Here is an 18954-nt window from a genome sequence, read left to right on the forward strand (position 1 = left end):
GTTGATCAGACCTTCCCTAAACAACTATCGGCATATGGCGACCCACCTCCGGACTTGGCGGCGCTAGCAGCGAGCCTGGCATATGGCCTGGCCCGTAATCATCCATTTGTCGACGGCAACAAGCGCACAGCAGCGGTGGCCTGCGAAACCTTCATCGTGCTCAATGGAGCCACCTTGCAGGCAGGTGACCTGGAACTCTACGGTTTTTATATCGGTCTGGCAGAGGGTTCGCTCGATGAAGCAGCGTGCGCAGCATGGCTACGTCCACGGTTGCAATCCCGGCACCAGCAACGCGTACATGAGTCAGCACCGAACTACGGCTGAAGTGAAAGACATGCCGCATCAGACCCGCTACTCATGCCTGATGCGCGGACACCTATTTGCCGGATTCTAGAAGCAACTTCAAAAATGGCTGCACAGCAAACAGGCGGGCAAGGTCGATACCCGAGACGGCGTTTACCACTCATCCTCAACGACTCCGCTCCGTCCTGCGCACCTGAAAACTGCTCGCCACGCTTAGCTTGTCGCGCTAAGCGTTCTTGGCTTCGGCACGCTTGCGCGTCGCTGCCGCTTTCTTCGCGGCGGCCTTGCGTATTGCCGGGCCCTTGGTCTTTGCCGCCTTCTTTGCTGCCGTCGAACGGTCGCTGGCGGTGCGCTTTTTTGCGGCACTCGTGGTCTGTTTGGACAATGCCTTTTTCCCCACCGTCTTCTTGGCGGTAGTGCCCTTGCTGGCGGTCTTGAGGGCTTTCTTGGCACCGGCCGAGCGCGTAGGCGACACCGGCTTTTTGGAGGTTGCAGCTGCCTTGTCCTGCGCGGCTTTTTTCTTGGTGGCCTTGGACGCGGAACTGCGCGGTGCAACATCCACGCCATCGCGGCGCGCCTTGGACAAGCCGATCGCAATGGCCTGCTTGGTGCTTTTCACACCATGCGCGCCGTCGCGCACCTGGTCGATTTCTTCTTTGACATATTCGCCGGCCTGGGTGCTGGCCGATTTTCCTTCGCGCTTGTCCTTGGCAGCAGCGCGGCGTGTCTTGGTCTGTGGCATGGCACTTCCCAGATTGTGAACGGCAGCTCGATGTAACAAGCGCGGCGTCAACGCGCAGTGGGCGCATTGCTCACCTGGCGTTGAAGCACGCCTGTCGCTTCTCCAAAGTCATGCACTTGCGCAGTGACCGATCCAATCGACCACATGCGGCACCGCCAGCGATCACTGCGCCTCACCGGCTGGCAAGGGTTCGCCTTGGGCATCGTAGGCGGGCGGGTGATAGAAATTGACCGTCTTCAGCGGTGTGTTCCCGGTATTGCGGATCTCGTGCGTTTCACCGCGCTCGATGGCGATCAGGCTACCGGCCTGCAGTGCATGCGTCTGCCCCTCGACGACCGCCTCGCCGGTGCCATCCACCACGTACAACCATTGATCGGCACCTCGGTGGCGATTGTCTGGCCCGCCTTCGCCCTCGCCAGGTGCAATCACCATTTCGGCGGCTTGCACCTGGCGCACCGAAAACAGCACCTTGAACGCGTCGGTCAATGTCAGTTGTGCAATCTGCATAAGGCACTCCTCAGGGTTGAGGCGATGCTGAGGCGACGCACGTCAACGTGCTGGCAACATGCTCAGCTGTTGCGGCAATACCAAGCCCAAATGTGTTCGGGCAGATGTTGCTGCATGGGAAAATCCAATGCGCGATAGCCATCGAGCACATCGCGCAGCGCACGTTGTGCTGGCGTAGGACCGACCAGGCCATCCAGTTCGTCCGCACTCAACTGCACCGCGGCCCAGTAGTAGAGCCGATCGATACGCTGAGCCATCGCCGCCTGCAGCCACTCGCGCAACACGAACACGCGATACCCGCCCTGCTGGAGTTGCGCTACTGCACGTTGCAATGCATCGCCCACGCCCCGAAACCATTCTGTATGCCCACCGGCCACTGCGCGGATCGCCATCGGTGCCGGTGCGTTGTGCGCAAGCAGCGGGCGCCGCAGTTGCAGCTCAAGATCGCGCGCATCGCGCTCGCGCTCGGTTTCCACCAGCAGCCCGTGCTCCAGATCGAAAAAATCGAACCAGCGCGGATGCAGGCTAGCGATGCGCCCCAGCGGGTCGCGCGAGAAACCGATCTTGCAATGGTCTTCCCACTGGCACGGGAACACATAGGTGAAGCAGCGTCCGTCGATGGCCACTGGCGTGCTGCTACGTGCGCGCACGCTCATCGGCGACCTGCATGCGCTTGGGTTTGCACCGCGCACGCATCCTCCGGCGCCGGCTCCCAGCCGAACACGCTGCGCCCGCCATAGCGATGCGAATCGCGACGTTCCTGCGCGATGTAGTCGTCCACCGTCGGCCCTCGTGCGCTGGCTTCGAGCCGACGCGCCTGTGCGTCCAGCCGCGCAATCGCCTGCAGGCGTTCGTCGTTGCCCAGTTTGGCCTGCTGCATCGCCTGCTTGAGTACGCCAATGGTGTGATCGAGCACGCGTGTGGGCACCGGGAACGGTTGCCGGTCCTTGCCGCCATGCGCAAGCGAAAAGCGCGCCGGGTCGCTGAAACGGCATGGCGTGCCGTGCATCACCTCGGCCACCATCGCCAGCGAGCGCAACGTGCGCGCACCCACACCAGGCACTTGCAGCAGCGCGGTGAAATCGCGCGGTCCCGCCTCGGCAGCGGCGGCCAAGCTTGCGTGCAGTCGTCGTGTAATCACGTTTTCGCTGCGCACGTCATGATGATCGGGCATGGACAGATGCGGGTGTTGTGCCGGGTCCCAGGCGTGGCCGGCGAACAGATCGCCGGTGAGCGGACCTCGTGCCGCAGGCGCCTCCACACCCGCAATCCGTTGCCATTGGCGTGCCAGCCGGTCCGGCGCTGTGCTGCGCAGCAGTTCCACCTGCGCATCGCGCGAGGCAGCGGCACGGTGGTCGGCGAGATTGACGATGTTGCCTTGATGCGCGCCATCGATGGCAGCATGCGGCGCATCCACAAAACTGCTCAGGCCTTCGGAGAGCCAGTGATACCGGCGCGCCTGCTTGCGCTGCCCGTGCATGCCTTGCTGCACCACCACCCATCGGCCATCGTCGCTGACGATGAAACCATGCAGGTACAGATCGAAGCCGTCCTGCACGGCAGCGCTGTCCACCTTGGCGACCAGGCGGCTGGCCTGTGCAAAAGCGGCGCCGTCCAGCCCGACCGCATCGCCCACCGCCAGCAATTCGGAAGGCGTGGCACGCGAATGCCGGCCGCGCCCACCACAGACATGAATGCCCAGTTCGCCGGCCAGTGGCGTCAACCCACGCTTGAGCGCGCCGATCACGCTGGTGGTAATGCCGGACGAATGCCAGTCCATGCCCATGACCGCACCGAATGACTGAAACCAGAACGGGTGCGCAAGCCGCCGCAACAATTCATCGCGCCCATAGCTGTGCACGATCGCCTCGCACATCACTGCGCCAAGCCGCGTCATCCGCTCGCCCAACCAACGCGGGACGCGACCTCCATGCAAGGGAAGATCCGCACTGCCACCACGCCGGCTCATTGCTGCCGCCTCTTCTTCATGCGGTCAGGATAACGGCGGCACGTCGCAACAACTGGGACACCAGCGCGCTGACGCGCGCGGAAAGCTGACGAATTCAGCGCATGGGATGGCACTTCACACGCACCGCATGCAGGCACGAGCGTGCAGGACCACGATGCCGCTCCTGAATGCGCGTACGCCGCGTTGTATCGCCGCCAATCGCAGCCGTGGTCACTTTGCGTTGACCGCAGCGCCGTCAAGGTGGTGTTCCTCCTCAGCCATCGCCACGGGGTTCGCATGACTGCCACACCCGCCACTGCCCATGACACGGCGCCGGCCACTGCCACCACCAGTGCGCCGACCTACCCAGTCAACCTGCGCATCAACGGTCAGCCGTATCACTTGCAGCTCGAAGCCTGGGTGAGCCTGCTCGACCTGCTGCGCGATCGCCTCGACCTCACCGGCACCAAGAAAGGTTGCGACCATGGCCAATGCGGCGCTTGCACGGTGCTGGTCGATGGCCGCCGCATCAACAGTTGCCTGACCCTGGCCGTCATGCAGGACGGTGCCGACATCACCACCGTCGAAGGGCTGGCCGATGGCGATGCACTGCATCCGCTGCAACGCGCCTTCATCGCCAACGACGCGTTTCAGTGCGGTTACTGCACTCCGGGGCAGCTGTGCTCGGCCGTGGGCTTGATCAACGAAGGCAAGGCGCACGACCGCGACCAGGTGCGTGAACTGATGAGCGGCAATCTCTGCCGTTGCGGTGCCTATCCGCAGATCACCGATGCCGTGATGGAGGTGCTGGGCATGCCCAGCGACAGCAGCGACAGCGCGGCCACGCCGTGGACGCCCGGGACGGTGCCGGCATGATTCCGCTCACCTACGCACGCCCGGACACCGTCGATGCCGCACTTGGCGCCATTGCAGTGCGCAGCGGCGACACGCAGCCGGTGCCCTCCCAGGCACCGGTGCGCTTCATCGCCGGCGGCACCAATCTCACCGACCTGATGAAACTGCAGCTGATGCGCCCCAGCAGCCTGGTCGACATCAATCGGCTGCCGCTGGACAGCATCAGCGCCCAGCCCGACGGCGGCCTGCGCCTGGGTGCGTTGGCGCGCAATGCCGACACCGCATATCACCCGGAGGTCGAAACGCGTTACCCCTTGTTGAGCGCGGCGATTCTGGCCGGCGCTTCGCCGCAGATTCGCAACATGGCCAGCAATGGCGGCAACCTGCTGCAGCGCACGCGCTGCATGTATTTCTACGACCATGCCACCCCTTGCAACAAACGCGACCCGGGCACCGGCTGTTCGGCCATTGGCGGGCTGACCAAATACAACGCCATTCTCGGCGCCAGCGCGCACTGCATCGCCACGCATCCATCGGATATGTGCGTGGCCTTGGCTGCGCTGGATGCCGTGGTGCATGTGCAGGGCGCCCGGGGAGAGCGCGACATTGCGTTCTCGCAGTTCCACCGCCTGCCTGGCGATCGCCCGGAACTGGATAGCACCTTGGCGCCGGACGAATTGATCGTGCATATCGATCTGCCCGATGCGCAGCGCTTCGTTGCGCACAGCGCCTACCTCAAGATCCGCGAGCGCCTTTCGTATGCGTTCGCGCTGGTCTCGGTAGCGGCCGCGTTGGATCTGGACGAAGACGGCAGCATCCGCGACGTGCGTGTGGCACTGGGCGGCGTGGCGCACAAACCCTGGCGCAATGCCGATGCAGAAGCACAGCTGGTCGGCCAGCCGGCCAATGCCGACACCTTCGGCCGCCTGGCGGACACGCTGCTGCAAGGTGCGCAACCGCAAGGCGAAAACGCCTTCAAGCTGCCGCTGGCACGCCGCGCCATCGTGCGCGCATTGAGCGTTGCGCGCGAGGGCACCATCGACAACCGCGGGCGCACCAGTGCGCTGGAGGAATCGCCATGAACGCACGCAGCACCGACCTGTCCGACAGCGAGCTGAACCCGCCGGTTGCCGACAGCGGTACCGGTTATCGCCCCACCGGCACCGGCGTCACGCGCATCGACGGACGCGCAAAAGTCACCGGACAGGCACGTTATGCCGCCGAATGGCCGGTGCCGGATCTGGCCTATGGGGTGGTGGTCAACAGCAGCATTGCCAAGGGTGAGATCGTTGCCTTCCATCTGGATGCAGCACGCGCAGTCCCCGGCGTGCTGGAGATCGTCACCCACGAAAACCGCCCGCATATGCGCGGCATGGACCTGTTCTACAAGGACATGACGGCGCCGGCCGGTTCGCCGTTCCGTCCGTTGTACGACAACAAGATCTTGTACAGCGGCCAGCCCATCGCGCTGGTGGTTGCCGAGACCTTCGAAGCGGCGCGCCATGCGGCGCATCTGGTGGAAGTGGAGTTGCTGCAGGATCCACACGACACCAACCTGATGACCAACCTGGACCGTGCGCACACGCCCAAGCCGTTGAAGGCCGGTTTTTCGCCGCCGCCCAAGGACAAGGGCGATCCGCAGAGCGCATTCGACAATGCCGAGTGCCAGGTACAGGCCGACTACTACAGCGGCGTTGAGCACCACAACCCGATGGAGTTGTTCGCTTCCACCGTCATCCGCGACGCCGACGGCCACTTCACCATTTACGACAAAACCCAGGGGTCGCAGAACAGCCGTTGGTATGTGTCGCACGTGTTTGGGCTCAGCAAGCGCAAGGTGACCGTGCGCAACCCGTACGTGGGCGGCGCGTTCGGCTCCGGGCTGCGCCCGCAGTATCAACTGCCGCTGGCGGTGATGGCGTCGATCCTGCTGGATCGATCGGTCCGTGTGGTGCTGACACGGCAACAGATGTTCACCTTCGGCCACCGCCCGGAAACGCTGCAGCGGCTCAAGCTCGGCGCAGACCGCGACGGCACCCTACGTTCGGTCTGGCATGAAGCCATCGCCGAAACCTCGCGCATCGAAGACTACGTGGAGGTGGTGGTCAACTGGAGCGGGCAGTTGTATGCCTGCGACAACGTGCACCTGGGCTACAAGCTGGTGAGCCTGGACCAATACAGCCCGATCGACATGCGTGCACCCGGCGCCGCGCACGGTGTGCATGCGCTGGAAGTGGCGATGGACGAGTTGGCCTATGAGGTCGGCATCGATCCGTTGGCACTGCGCCTGAAGAATTACGCCGAGGTCAATCCGGCCGACGACAAGCCCTACTCCACCAAGGCGCTGCGCCAGTGTTACGAGCAAGGGGCAGAGCGCTTCGGTTGGGCGCAACGACCCCTGCAACCACGCGCGCGCAAGGAAGGCAGCGAGTGGGTGGGCTGGGGCATGGCCACCGGGCAATGGGATGCGATGCAGATGTTCGCGCGCGCACATGCGGCGCTGCATGCCGACGGCCGTTTGGTGGTCAGCAGCGCGGCCAGCGATATCGGCACCGGCACCTACACGGTGATGGCGATGATCGCTGCCGAAGCGCTGGGCCTGCCATTGGAGCGGGTGACGTTTCAACTTGGCGACTCCACCTTGCCGGTCGCGCCGATCGAAGGCGGCTCCTCGCACGTCACCACGGTGGGCTCGGCGGTGGATGGCGTGTGCGGCAAGCTGCGTGGCCGGTTACTACGGCTGGCACAGGCGCTGCCCGAATCGCGCTTCGCAAAAGCCAAGCCTGACGATGTGGTCTTTGCCGACGGCAAGCTGGCATTGCGGGCCGATGCCGGCAGCGCCATCGCCTTGACCGACCTGCTGCGCACTGCAGGGCTGGAACAGATCGAAGATAAGTTCCTGCTGCTGCCGAACGTACTCAAGCAACGCAAATACACCCGTGCCACGCACGGCGCCGTTTTTGTGGAGGTGCGGGTGGACGAAGAACTGGGCACGGTGCGGGTCACCCGCGTGGTCAGCGCCGTTGCCGCCGGGCGCATCCTCAATCCGATCACCGCACGCAGCCAGATCGTGGGTGGCGTGGTTTGGGGCATTGGCCAGGCGCTGCACGAGCACACCCAATCGGACCATCGCTTCGGCCGCTTCATGAATCACGACCTGGCGCTGTATCACGTCTCCGCCAACGCCGACATCCACGACATCGACGTGATCTTCGCGAACGAAGACGACCGTGTCGTCAGCAGCCTGGGGGCGAAAGGCGTTGGCGAAATCGGCCTGGTCGGCGTTTCTGCGGCAATCTGCAACGCCATCTTCCACGCGACCGGCAAGCGCATCCGCAGCACACCGATGACACCGGACAAGGTGATGGCGGACTGACCTGCGTGGCACGTTGCGCCTGTATGAATGCATGGCGCAGCGATAAGACGGGTTACGAAAACGCAGCCACGTTGCCGCTGCTCTCATGGGTCACGACAATGGGCCCAATGCATTCGGTGCACTGGGCCCATCGTGTTATCGGAGCGGTGCAGCGTCGAGTGTGAGCGGTGCAGTACATGCCAGTCGCCGCATCAGCGTCGCGCGGACTTCTTCTTGCCTGATGTCTCGCTAGCACCTATGCGCACCGTGACCACAGCTATGGTGATCTGGCAGGCAACAGCCGCCTCAAGACCAACTCGTTGTTGGCCGACGCTTTCAGGCCGGTTGGTCGCAAGCGCAGGATTTGGTCGAATCGTCGGCCGACATTCCGCGGCCCCTGCACACATGCAGGCGCAACAGCTGCACCAGGGTGTCTTCCAGCTGCCGGTAAAGCGCATCCAATGCTTCGGGCGCATGCGCGCCGCAATTGCTGACCAGTGCCGTTTTCCGAATCGACCACCGCCGCTACGGCTTCCACCACCCGTGTATCGAACTGATGCCGTAGTTCGGTCTGCAGGTCCTTTGTGTTGCGCACGCGGTTTCGGCCACTTATCAGGTCTGTTGCGCGACCAGTGGCGAAGAACGCCACCGAATGACAAACCTCGGCCTGCCGCAGGCCGCGGAGCGCTGCACCTGCGCCCACCCGCTATCCGAGCGCTGCAGACCCCAGGTAGCAGCCGGGCGCCGTGCCGACCTGGCGCTGCTGGCGCCCGGTGAGCCGCTGAGCTACTCCGGCCACACCGCCGACCTTGGAGCGGGAGCTGTTCGATATGTGGGTGACACGGCCGCCCGACGCTACCGGTTGTGTCGGCCAGTTTTGAACAGCTGCGCTGATGCACACTGTGATGACCAGCGTGCTGCGCAGGCCATCGGTACGGTCTATCTATATAATCGCTACGTCGCGATCATCCTCGGCTACACGCGCCTGGTTGACGCTCCAACCCGCAGCGCCCCGCCGCCGGTCTCGCGCCCTCCTGTCATGCAGCGCGCCCGCGCATCGCGCGTACGCCTGCGCGGTCAGGACGGCATTCAAGCGTGCCCGGCGCATCAGGCTCATTGCTCATCGGCCAGGGTGATGTCATCGCCGGCATCGGCCGCTGGCGCGGCATCGTCGCCGAAGGGTGCGCCCAACATCGCCAGCATGGCAGCCCGCGCCTTTTCACCGAGGTCGTGCGCACGTGTCATGGTTTGCCGTGCTGCACGTGTCTGTGCATCGATGTCGCCTAACGCATCTGATTCTTCAGCCAGCCTGGCGCGCACGCCGTGCGCTAACGACATCAGCGCAACGATGCGATCGCGTGTCTCTGCCGATTGCTGCTGGACCCTGCTCAGTTTCGTCTGCGCCTCTTCGAGTACCCGCACTGCCTCATCCTCGCTGGCGGTGTCGTTCGCCAACGCATCGGTGCTCGTGGCATGCATGCGCAATACCCGCAGCGCTTGGCGTCGGATGTCGGCATCGCGCTCGGCATGTTCGATAGACTGACGCTCTAGCTCAGACACGCGCTGCAGATCCGCCAGACGCTGCAACAGGTCGTTCAACCTGTCGTCCAGGTCCTGCAGTTGCGCCTCTTGCGCGTTATACGCCTCTGCAGTCTGGCGCAGAAGGTAGTCGATCGCTGCAATCAGTGACGACTCACTTTGTGCAGCCTGCCGCAGTAATTCGAACGCATGCTGAGCTACCGCAATCTCCTCCATTGCGCTGCGCCCGGCCATCAGGTGATTTAGGCGACCGTGCGCCTGGTCAAGCGCATGCTCGGCCTGTGTCACCACCTCCCTGCAGGCGTGCAACGACGCAAGCGCTTGGCGCAAGCTCCACGGCGCGATCGCCGCTTCGGTGATGTCCTGGCCTGTTGGCGCAAGTCTGGCCAACAAGCGGTCGATGCGTTCGCCTGCCTTGGCCTGTGCGAGCCCCACTGCCTCCATCAGCGCAGCGCAGTTGCGGCGCTGCGCATCAACTCCAAGCGTTTGTTCTTCCAGGCGTGCCAATTCGCGCGTCAACGCGCGTAGATGAGGACCCTCCGGCGGCGTGCCCGTCTGCAGATGCCGTTCAAATGCAAGCTCGCGCGCCTCCTGTAACCCTGGGCGCTCGGCCCGCGGGGAGACCCTGCCCGGTTGCGGCACTTGCGCACGCTGAGGTTGCCCAAGCGCCTGCACGCCGGCCTGCTGCAGACGGTCCAGGGGGCGGCGCAGCGCACGCGCACCGGCTTCGAGGACTTCCGCCCCTTCGATGCGGTCGTACAACCCGTAACGGAACTGAATCTCCGCCTCGAACAACTGGTGCGAGGCGACCGCCGTCGACACCACATTGAGCAGCGGCAGACCGACACGACTGGTGACCGGATTTTCGTCGGTATTGTGAACGGCGATGGCCGCAAGCCGGTACAGATCCGGCGATTGCTGCGCGGCAACCAGAACGTCCTGCCAGGACATCCCGTCGCTGGACACCGGCAATCCCAGTGCAGCTGCTGACTGCGCATGCTGCCTGGCGGCTAGGGCGTCGTTGATCGCCACCATCGCCTGCGGCCGCATCTCAAACACGAAACGAACCTGATTGACATACGGGATGTCCTTGAATCTGCGCAACGCCTCATCCAGCCCGGGAATCTTGCGTCGTATCTCGGCAACGTCGCGCATCTTCTCGCCCAGCGCGCAGTGGCCGATGGCATGACTGATTACCGCGTCGAGCGATTCGCGTCCGAACATGTTGATCTCTACGCGGGCGCCGGGAATCACGCGCGCCCGCTGCTGGATGGCTGCAGCGTCCTCCTGCCGCAGCTGATGCAGCATGTCGACCACTGCCGCGCGCTCGGCCGCCGTACCGCCTTTCCACAGCGATGCCGCCGCGGCACCAGTCGCTTGCGCGGCGAGCGTCCGCTGTCGCGCCAGGGCTGCTCCGCCGAGTGCCGCGCCAGCTTCGATGGCCAGCGCGTCGGGACCCTGGATACGTTCGAGCGCCTTGCGCAGCACGGCACTGCGCTCTTCCGGCGTGGACGGATACTCCATCGCGCCCAGTTCGGCGCTGCTTTCTGGAAAAACGGCCGTGAGCCGTGCGCGCAACGTGTCCCATCGATGCCGCGTCACCGGCTGCGCGGCATGCGTATCCAGGGTGCGCTTGTAGCTGGCAGTGCCCAATAACGGACCGGTGCGCGTATCGTCCAGTATTGCGTTGGTTGGCAACTGCACGTCGCTAGACGCCACTCGCACACCGGCCAGCTGCAGCGTGCCGGCACCGGTGACGGCATTGACCAGCCGTTTGAAATTGCGTCCGAGTACCGAAGTCAATGTGCCACCTGAATTGATGCCGGCATTGACCTCGGCATTAATGCCGATGCGACCCTGGAATTCCAGGCCGATGATGTCTTGCCAGGCGTGGTCCAGATGCAATTCCATCTGGCTCCATTGCACCCCGATCTGCGCCGTCATGCCGACCGGCACCGACACCGTAATCGCGCTGCGCGGACTGCCGGTGGCTGCGCCCTGTGCGGTGGGCTGTTTCGCGCCGAAGGGATGCCTGACTGCCAGGGGATTCACAGCCAGGTTGACGTTGAGCGACGCGTTGATGTTGGTTTCAAACAGATCCAGGCCGATCGCCCCATCATTCACACCTGCACGTAACAGGCAGGTGGTATCGCCGGCGTAGCGGTCGAACAACAGTCTGGCAAATTCGGGGATGGTGTCCGGCGACAGGATGACTGCCGCGCCCACGCCATGTTGATAGGTCCCCCCCACGCCTAGATTGGCCGCGCCGCCCCAGGTTGCAGACACTGTTTGCCCCGGGGCGTCCACATACACATGTCCGCCGGTCCCCGGGCCCGGTTTAAGATCGATGCTCAGCCCTGCGGTTGCGGACGCGGTCGCTTTTGCGTGGCGCACGAAGAAGGCCACCAATCCCGCGTCGCCGTCCTTCGAATCGCCGATGCGCTCGACGCCCAGCGCGTGGATGGCCTCCCCTCCCATACCGACATTGATCAGATTTACATGCATCCATTGCACCGACCCCAGCGAGCCGCGCAGCTCGGCCGAGCGCACCCGAGTCGAGAAGAAGGTGCTGCGATTGAACAGGTCCTGCAGCACATCGATCATGCGCGATGCCATTTCATCTGGGGCGCTCCCCTGCGGCAGACCAAGACTCTTGAGCAGCTGCAGCTGGCGGGCGCTGCCGGGAGTAGTGACCTCTTGCCGAAAGGTCGACACCACGTCATCGAATGCCTCCAGTTCGCGCCAGGACGACAGCCCCAGCTTGGCCAGCGCATGCAACCCGGACTGCTGCCGCCTGGCGTCGGCTGCCTCCAGCGCCTGCGCGTCGTGAACGCCCAGCAGCGCGTCGTACTCAACCAAGCCTGCGAGCAGGCAGGCGCTGCGCAGCGCATTGGGCGCATCGGCTGCGTTGGCGGCTTGCTCCTTCTGGGCCGGCAAAGCGACCTTGGCGGTCTTGAGTCGATGGACGACCTCACGCAACTCGGCAAGCAGCGCATGCTCGATGTCGCTCAGTGCCTGCGGATGTAGCGCTGCGCCACCGGCCAGCGCAGCGATGCAACGGTCAAATGAGGGCATCAGGTCATCATCCTTCTGCACCACAGCGCGAGTGACCGCAGAACGCGCCCGCCGCCAAACTTCGGCGACGCGATAGCTGGGAGTCGAACTTGTCCGCTGGATGGAGGCCCCGTCCGCCATGGAAAAATCGGCGGCCAGCGCGCCATCGCGGAATCCGATCTTGCGCAGATCGCGCAACAGCCCGGTCAAGGCCGTTTCGCGCAAGGCCACCAGGCGCGCATTCTGTTCAGCCGAAAGCCCATCAACCGGTTGGCGCTCAGACGCCGCAGCGGCAATACGCACCTCGGCCAGGACAGGCAAACTCTCGAACAGTTCCAGCGCAAGCGACTGGGCCTGCATCGCCTCCTGGCGGACGCCGGCAAGTCGCTGTTGCTGCGGTGTGGGTGGCTGTGTCACGCCGGTCCATCCGGCCAGCGTGCGCACAGCACCTCCGACTATGTCTGTCATCACTTGCGCGAGCGCGGTGGCCTGAGCGCGACCACTCTCGACCAGGACCTGCACATTCGAGCTCAAACTTAACGGATCGGTGGACGTGGTGCCCAGCAAGGTCGTGCTGATCGCCGCGTCGTGGTCGGGCGTACTGATCCGACTTGCCTGCTGCTGGTTTATGTGGGCATTGGTACCGGACTGGGTACTGGCAGCGGCGACTTCCTCGAGTGACGGAGACGCGGCAACGCGTGCCGCCAGGAGGGTGCCATCTGCAGCCGTCATTGCTGGCAACACGGCGTGCCAGCGCGCGCCCAACTGCACCTGGAGTCGCCCGGTACGCGTACTGCGCAGCCCACGCGGTGGCGGTAGCGTCTTTGGCAAGGTGATCTGCACCGCATCCCACTGCCCGTGTTCTGCAAGCCGGTATAGCTGCACAGGCCCTTGGTGAGGGTGGTCTAACGCATACAGCACATCGTCCAACCCGACCGCGATTGCCAGCGGGCGTTGCAGCGGGGGGATGCTGCCGCGGTTGCCTTCCGCATCCACCTTGAGCAACGTTCCCGACGCCGTCATCACTACCGCGCTGCGATCTGCATGCACTGCCGCCTGGACAAGCTCTTCGTCGAAATGGGCGATTGGCTTGCAGCGCACCTCCACTACATCCGGCACCACGATGAGCGGCCCACCGGAAGGCGTGGTGGGCACCGCATCGGCCGCCAGCCAGGTGGTCCGCCCGGGAAGCGTGATGTCGACCAGTTGCGGCGGCGAAGCCAGCAACGCAAACACTGGCCGACGGTCGACGAAGCCACGCGCTCCGGTATGCAACGAGACAACGCCGGTGAGTGGAGCGCCATCGGCAAGCTTTAGCCGCTCCCATGGCTGGTCTGGCGCGGGCGAGTAGTGCAGCACCCCGTCCAAATGCCCCAGCCGGGCATGTCCATCCAGCACCACCGGCAACTGTATCGCCTCATCGGCGGGCAGCTGCAGCCCTTCGCTGCGCATCAGCAGAAGCGGACGGTCGAGCATGAACGCCGGCTGGAATCTCGCTTGTCCTGCCGGCCGTTGCAACGCGATGCGGTGCCCGGTTCTGTCTTCCAGCACAAGATGCACACCGTTGTCGGTGGCAAGCCCGATGGACGTGACCGCCCATCCCTGTGAGCGCTCCAGCCGATCCGGCAAGGTCAGGCGCCGTGCAGCGATCGGCCCGGTTCCGCGCAGATCCGCCTCATACACGCGCCCCTTGTCATCGAGCATCAACGCGGTGCCGGCGTCAGGATGCGGCAGCGGCAGCACATCGACCGGCACCGCAGGCGTCGGCTCGAAGGCTGGGCCGCCAGGCACCGGACGCAACAACTCCACCATCCGGTCGGGCATATCCTCATCGCAACGCCGGAACAGGCCATCATGCAGCAGGCATGGCCTGCCATCGGCATCGAAACGAAGCACGGCGCCGTCCGGTAGATCGTCGACGCTGACGGATATCTGCTCACTGCCGGCGCGCCAGCAGTGAGCACCCGCCTGCAGATACACAGCGCCATCGGCCTGCAGGCCGAGCATGCGGATATCGGCAGCTGCACCGCACGCGGCGGGCAGCGGAACCGGTACCCAGCGCCCACGCGCATCGGCGCGATGCAGCTGGTTAGCACGACAGGTGAAACACTGACTATCGGTCGCCTGCCAGATACCGGTCAGCAGACCAATCGGCGGCTCGGCAAGCTGGCTGGCGATTTGGTCGGCGGTCGGCGCCGTGCCGGTGCGGCGTTCGACGTCCGGATGCACGGTCAACCCTGCGATCAGTAAACCTGGCGTTGTGGTGAAGAACGCCTCGTTGCGTGGCATCCGCGGATCCTTGGGATCGGCCACATAGCGCAGCAGACGTCCACCGCCGCCTAGCGCCGATTCGCTCTGGATCGCCGGCCGACGCGCAAGACAAGCGTCAATTATGCGAGCGACCTCGCGATCCGACGCGGAGGCGCCGTCGAGCTGCACGCTGGCACGTCGGCCGTGCTGCGACGGGGAACTGCGCAGGCGGACCGCGGTGGTTGAGGTGCTGGATGCGCGTCGCCTTACCGGCAAGGCGCCCGGCGCATGCACCGGAGACTCAGGGAAAGGCGGCCGCGGTGAGACTGTGGTCGGCACCGACGTGTCTACCGAATCTGGTGCCGGCAGCGACCGAGACGCACTTGAGGAAGCGATGGAGTGTGATGTGGTCATCGAACTATCCAAAAAAATGGGATGCTCGGCGCGACGTCTGCAGGGCGACGCCTCACACGGCGTGAAGTACCGCAGATGTGCATTCCCGATCAAGACAGGCCCACGGATGCCTGACAGTGCGCGGAGCATGCGTAGGCAATCCATTCGGCTTGATCGGAAACACTCGATGGGCGCGGGCAACGCCCAGGCCCTCACTTGGCGCACCGACGCATTGCCAGTTCAGGCCAGACGGCGAGCCCGCCAGAAACGCGAGCTCACGCGGGCGCTGGCAAACTCAGGGTGTGCACGCAATTGAACACGCTCACGCCCCGAGCGTGACGCTGTTGCCTTGCTGTGATTAAGCGCATATCGTCCTGCCTCCCAGAAGAAATGACATCCGTCAGAATGTATCGCTGCGGACACGTCGGGCATTCAACGTCCCGCTGCTCACCCCCTAAAGTAGTGCGCTGAGCATCGCGCGGAATGTCGAATGCGAAGCGCCGCGCGCGATGGCGAAACGTGGCGCACTGAAATTCCGACCGTATCGATCAGTTGCGACGTGCGTCGCCTAAACGATCAACGGCGCAAGAAATGCAGCTGTTCGGCTCTTGACATATTGAGCTACCGCAGCCGGCGTGCCTGCGACAACCACGTTGCCGCCAGCGTCACCCGCGCCCGGCCCCATCTCCAGCACCCAGTCGCTGCTGGCGGCCACGCGCATATCGTGTTCGACCACGATCACCGTGTTGCCTGCGTCGACCAGCCCTTGCAGTTGGCCCATCAAGGTATCCACGTCGGACGGATGCAGGCCGGTGGTCGGCTCGTCCAGCACGTAGACGGTGTCGCGTCGCTGCGCGCGTTGCAGCTCGGTCGCCAGCTTGATGCGCTGCGCTTCGCCACCGGATAGCTCGGTGGCCGGCTGACCAAGACGCAGATAGCCCAGCCCCACTTCGCGCAACACCTGCAACGGGCGCAGCACGCTGGCATCGTCGGCGAAGAAACCGGCTGCCTGATCCACCGTCATTTCCAGCACCTGCGCGATGTTGCGACCGCGTAGCGCAATCTCCAACGTCTTGGCGTTATAGCGTGCGCCGTGGCAGGTGGGGCACGGTGCGTAGACGCTGGGCATGAACAGCAATTCCACGTACACCGAGCCTTCGCCCTCGCAGGTGGCACAGCGGCCCTTGGCGACGTTGAAGGAGAATTGCCCCGGGTCATAACGGCGCCGGCGTGCGGCCGACGTGGCCGCAAACAGCTTGCGCACCGGGTCGAACAGGCCGGTGTAGGTGGCCAGATTGGAGCGCGGGGTGCGGCCGATGGGCTTTTGATCCACGCGCACCAGCCGGCGCACCTGATCCAACCCGGCGACAATCGCACCGCCCAACGGCACCTGCGTGCCGCGCTCCAGCGGATCCAAGGCGTCTTCGTCCTCTGCCTGCGCCTGCCCCAGATGGGCGGCCAGCAGTTCCACCAGCGCCTGGCTCACCAACGACGATTTGCCCGAGCCGGACACACCGGTCACGGTGGTGAAGACACCCAACGGCAGGTCCACATCCAGCGCACGGACGTTGTTGCGGGTGATGCCGCGCAGCTGCAGCCAAGCGCTTGCCACGCGCGCATGGCGATGCACCTGCGGCGGTGCGCCGAACAGATAGCGCCGTGTGGACGAGGCCTGCACCTGCTCCAAGCCTGCGGGCGGCCCGCTGTAGAGCACCTGCCCGCCCTGTACGCCGGCCGTCGGGCCGACATCCACGATCCAGTCCGCATGGCGGATCACGTCCACTTCGTGTTCGACCACGAAGACCGAATTGCCCGCCGCCTTGAGTTGATCCAACGCACCCAGCAGCGCCTGCGCATCGGCCGGGTGCAAGCCGGCCGATGGTTCGTCCATCACGTACACCACGCCGAACAACTGCGAGCGGATCTGCGTGGCCAGCCGCAGCCGTTGCAACTCGCCCGGCGACAAGGTGGGCGTGCTGCGCTCCAGGCTGAGGTAGCCCAGACCCAGTGCCTGTACGACGGCGACACGCGCGCGCAGATCCGCAGCGATGCGTTGCGCGGCGATCACTTGTTCCGGATGTTGGCGCGCACTCTTGCGCGTGCCGTTGGATGGCGCCGCTTCGGCGGCGGGGCGCAGCAGCTCGGCCACCTCGTCCAGGGGGCGCCGCGACAACTCTCCGATATCCAGCCCGGCAAAGGTGACCGACAAGGCCTCGCGGCGCAGGCGCTTGCCATCGCACTGCGGGCATTGTGTGCTGAGCAAATACTGCGCCACGCGCTTTTTCATCTGCGCGCTCTGCGTGGTGGCGAAGGTGTGCAGCACATAACGCCGCGCACTGGTGAAGGTGCCCATGTAGCTGGGCTCTTCCTTGCGCTTGAGGGCGCGTTTGACCTCGGCCAAGTTGTAACCGGCGTATACCGGCACCACCGGCTGTTCGTCGGTAAACAGGATCCAGTCGCGGGTCTTCTTCGGCAGCGTGTGCCATGGCACATCCACGTCATGGCCCAGCGTGGTGAGGATGTCGCGCTGGTTCTGCCCATGCCATGCGCCCGGCCAGGCGGCCACCGCACGGTCGCGAATGCTCAGGCTGCGATCCAGCACCATGGTCGCTTCGGTGGCGTCATAGATGCGCCCCAGGCCGTGGCAGGTGGGGCATGCCCCCGCGGGCGTGTTCGGCGAAAAACCGTCGGCGTAGATGATCTCCTGCCCCGGCGGATACTGGCCGGCACGCGAATACAGCATGCGCAACGAGTTGGAGATGGTGGTGACGCTGCCCACCGACGAGCGTGCGCTGGGCGCGCCGCGCGCCTGCTGCAAGGCCACTGCCGGTGGCAGGCCATCGATGGAATCCACGTCCGGCACGCCTACCTGGTCGATCAGGCGCCGCGCATACGGCGAGATCGAATCCAGATAGCGCCGCTGCGCCTCTGCAAAGATGGTGCCGAACGCCAACGACGACTTGCCCGATCCGGAAACGCCGGTGAACACCACCAGTGCATCGCGGGGGACATCCACATCCACGTTCTTGAGGTTGTGCTCGCGCGCGCCGCGTACGCGCACCAGGCCAGTGGAAGACGTCGCGTTTGACATGACTACCGAAACCAGAGTTCGACAAGACGCCAGCCTAGCGCGCGCGACATGCAGCCGGTGTCAGCGATGGTGATCGAGCGCAGGCAACACCTGAGGTGCCAGGCGCTGCAGATGCCATGGCGTGGCGACCACGCGTGAGAGGCATTCGTCAGAGGGGGCGAACAATGCGCAGCAACCACATCTTCGCGTGGTACCGACCGCTGCCGCGCGCAGCCAGCGCCCGCCTGCCGGGCGTACGGCCATCCCTCAGCGGCGCCTAGCCCAGCGCATGCGAAGGCGTCACTTGCTCGCCGGTGGCGGCCAGGGCATGCATGCGCATCACCATGCCACTGAACAGGCGCGCAGTGGCAGCATTGCGCGTACGGAAGATCTCTTCCAGCGCGGCGTAATACCACAGGGTGCCTTCGCGCCCGGCAGTGAACACATTGAAGATGTCCTGACCGACGGCAGGATTTTCCAGGTCCTGCACGATGCTGCGAGCGTTATAGAGCTTGTCGCAGCCGGACACCAGCAGCGCGCGCTCGGGCGTCTTGCGCAGGTGCGCAAGATAGGCCTGCTTGCGCTCGCGCCAATCGCGTTTGCGTGCGCGCTCGCTGTTGTCCACCTCGGCCTTGTCTTCGGCAGTGGCATCGGTGCAAGCCATCACGATATCGGCCACCGCATCGCCGAACTGCGCACGGATCGAGGCCTCATGCCCGCCACCGCAGTCTTCCACCACATCATGCAGCAGCCCGGCGATGGCTTGCTCCTCATCGCCGCCGCATTCCAGCACCAGCGTCGAGACGCCCAGCAAGTGACTCAGGTAGGGGACCTGCGTGCCCTTGCGCACCTGGCCGGCGTGAGCGATGCGCGCGTAGTCCACGGCCAGGGCGTAGCGTTCGGTAAGAGCGGTCATGGGGCATCCGATGCGAGCGATG

11 protein-coding genes are annotated in these 18954 nt (G+C 64.7%); 4 read left to right on the forward strand and 7 right to left on the reverse strand.

The window, feature by feature from the left end; all coding sequences use genetic code 11:
• Positions 1-324: type II toxin-antitoxin system death-on-curing family toxin (locus J7360_RS19300; protein ID WP_209034535.1), on the forward strand; the 324-nt coding region annotated here is incomplete at its 5' end.
• Positions 325-529: 205 nt separating this feature from the next.
• Here J7360_RS19300 and J7360_RS19305 read toward each other — a convergent pair.
• From J7360_RS19305 to J7360_RS19320, 4 genes are all read right to left on the reverse strand, one after another.
• The gene (locus J7360_RS19305; RefSeq protein ID WP_057658435.1) at positions 530-1045 is read right to left on the reverse strand and encodes a DUF6496 domain-containing protein; all 516 of its coding nucleotides are present in this window, start codon (positions 1043-1045) and stop codon (positions 530-532) included.
• Between the two features lie 162 nt (positions 1046-1207).
• Positions 1208-1552: a cupin domain-containing protein gene (locus J7360_RS19310; protein ID WP_057658436.1), complete on the reverse strand. Its 345-nt coding sequence runs from the start codon at positions 1550-1552 to the stop codon at positions 1208-1210.
• Between the two features lie 62 nt (positions 1553-1614).
• A complete protein-coding gene (locus tag J7360_RS19315) occupies positions 1615-2208 on the reverse strand; it encodes a GIY-YIG nuclease family protein (RefSeq protein ID WP_057658439.1) in 594 nt (197 codons plus the stop codon).
• A complete protein-coding gene (locus tag J7360_RS19320; protein ID WP_209034538.1) occupies positions 2205-3521 on the reverse strand; it encodes a DUF763 domain-containing protein in 1317 nt (438 codons plus the stop codon). Before J7360_RS19320 ends, J7360_RS19315 begins: the two co-directional genes overlap by 4 nt.
• Before the next feature lie 276 nt (positions 3522-3797).
• Between J7360_RS19320 and J7360_RS19325 the strand changes: the two genes are divergently transcribed.
• From J7360_RS19325 to J7360_RS19335, 3 genes are read left to right on the forward strand one after another with little or no spacing between them, the layout of a single operon-like run.
• Positions 3798-4376 (forward strand): (2Fe-2S)-binding protein, encoded by a 579-nt coding sequence (locus tag J7360_RS19325; protein ID WP_007965498.1) that lies wholly within the window; start codon positions 3798-3800, stop codon positions 4374-4376.
• Positions 4349-5437 (forward strand): xanthine dehydrogenase family protein subunit M, encoded by a 1089-nt coding sequence (locus J7360_RS19330; RefSeq protein ID WP_057658441.1) that lies wholly within the window; start codon positions 4349-4351, stop codon positions 5435-5437. The genes J7360_RS19325 and J7360_RS19330 overlap by 28 nt, the downstream gene beginning before the upstream one ends.
• Entirely contained in the window at positions 5434-7731 is a 2298-nt protein-coding gene (locus J7360_RS19335; RefSeq protein ID WP_057658443.1) for a xanthine dehydrogenase family protein molybdopterin-binding subunit, read from the forward strand. Before J7360_RS19330 ends, J7360_RS19335 begins: the two co-directional genes overlap by 4 nt.
• A gap of 1092 nt (positions 7732-8823) precedes the next feature.
• Here J7360_RS19335 and J7360_RS19340 read toward each other — a convergent pair.
• From J7360_RS19340 to J7360_RS19350, 3 genes are all read right to left on the reverse strand, one after another.
• Positions 8824-14829, reverse strand: coding sequence for a transducer protein car (locus J7360_RS19340; protein WP_209034542.1), 6006 nt, complete (start codon positions 14827-14829; stop codon positions 8824-8826).
• A gap of 685 nt (positions 14830-15514) precedes the next feature.
• A complete protein-coding gene (locus J7360_RS19345) occupies positions 15515-18037 on the reverse strand; it encodes an excinuclease ABC subunit UvrA (protein ID WP_057658447.1) in 2523 nt (840 codons plus the stop codon).
• Between the two features lie 256 nt (positions 18038-18293).
• Positions 18294-18932, reverse strand: coding sequence for an HD domain-containing protein (locus J7360_RS19350; RefSeq protein ID WP_057658449.1), 639 nt, complete (start codon positions 18930-18932; stop codon positions 18294-18296).
• Between the last annotated feature and the right edge of the window lie 22 nt (positions 18933-18954).

Source organism: Xanthomonas sp. D-99 (assembly GCF_017746145.1).
GTDB lineage: Bacteria > Pseudomonadota > Gammaproteobacteria > Xanthomonadales > Xanthomonadaceae > Xanthomonas > Xanthomonas cissicola.

What these genes read in the sequence shown, in the direction of transcription:
- J7360_RS19305 (WP_057658435.1), bottom strand. Translation starts at nt 1,045, where the DNA reads ATGCCACAGACCAAGACACGCCGCGCTGCTGCCAAGGACAAGCGCGAA.
- J7360_RS19310 (WP_057658436.1), bottom strand. Translation starts at nt 1,552, where the DNA reads ATGCAGATTGCACAACTGACATTGACCGACGCGTTCAAGGTGCTGTTT.
- J7360_RS19315 (WP_057658439.1), bottom strand. Translation starts at nt 2,208, where the DNA reads ATGAGCGTGCGCGCACGTAGCAGCACGCCAGTGGCCATCGACGGACGC.
- J7360_RS19320 (WP_209034538.1), bottom strand. Translation starts at nt 3,521, where the DNA reads ATGAGCCGGCGTGGTGGCAGTGCGGATCTTCCCTTGCATGGAGGTCGC.
- J7360_RS19325 (WP_007965498.1), top strand. Translation starts at nt 3,798, where the DNA reads ATGACTGCCACACCCGCCACTGCCCATGACACGGCGCCGGCCACTGCC.
- J7360_RS19335 (WP_057658443.1), top strand. Translation starts at nt 5,434, where the DNA reads ATGAACGCACGCAGCACCGACCTGTCCGACAGCGAGCTGAACCCGCCG.
- J7360_RS19345 (WP_057658447.1), bottom strand. Translation starts at nt 18,037, where the DNA reads ATGTCAAACGCGACGTCTTCCACTGGCCTGGTGCGCGTACGCGGCGCG.
- J7360_RS19350 (WP_057658449.1), bottom strand. Translation starts at nt 18,932, where the DNA reads ATGACCGCTCTTACCGAACGCTACGCCCTGGCCGTGGACTACGCGCGC.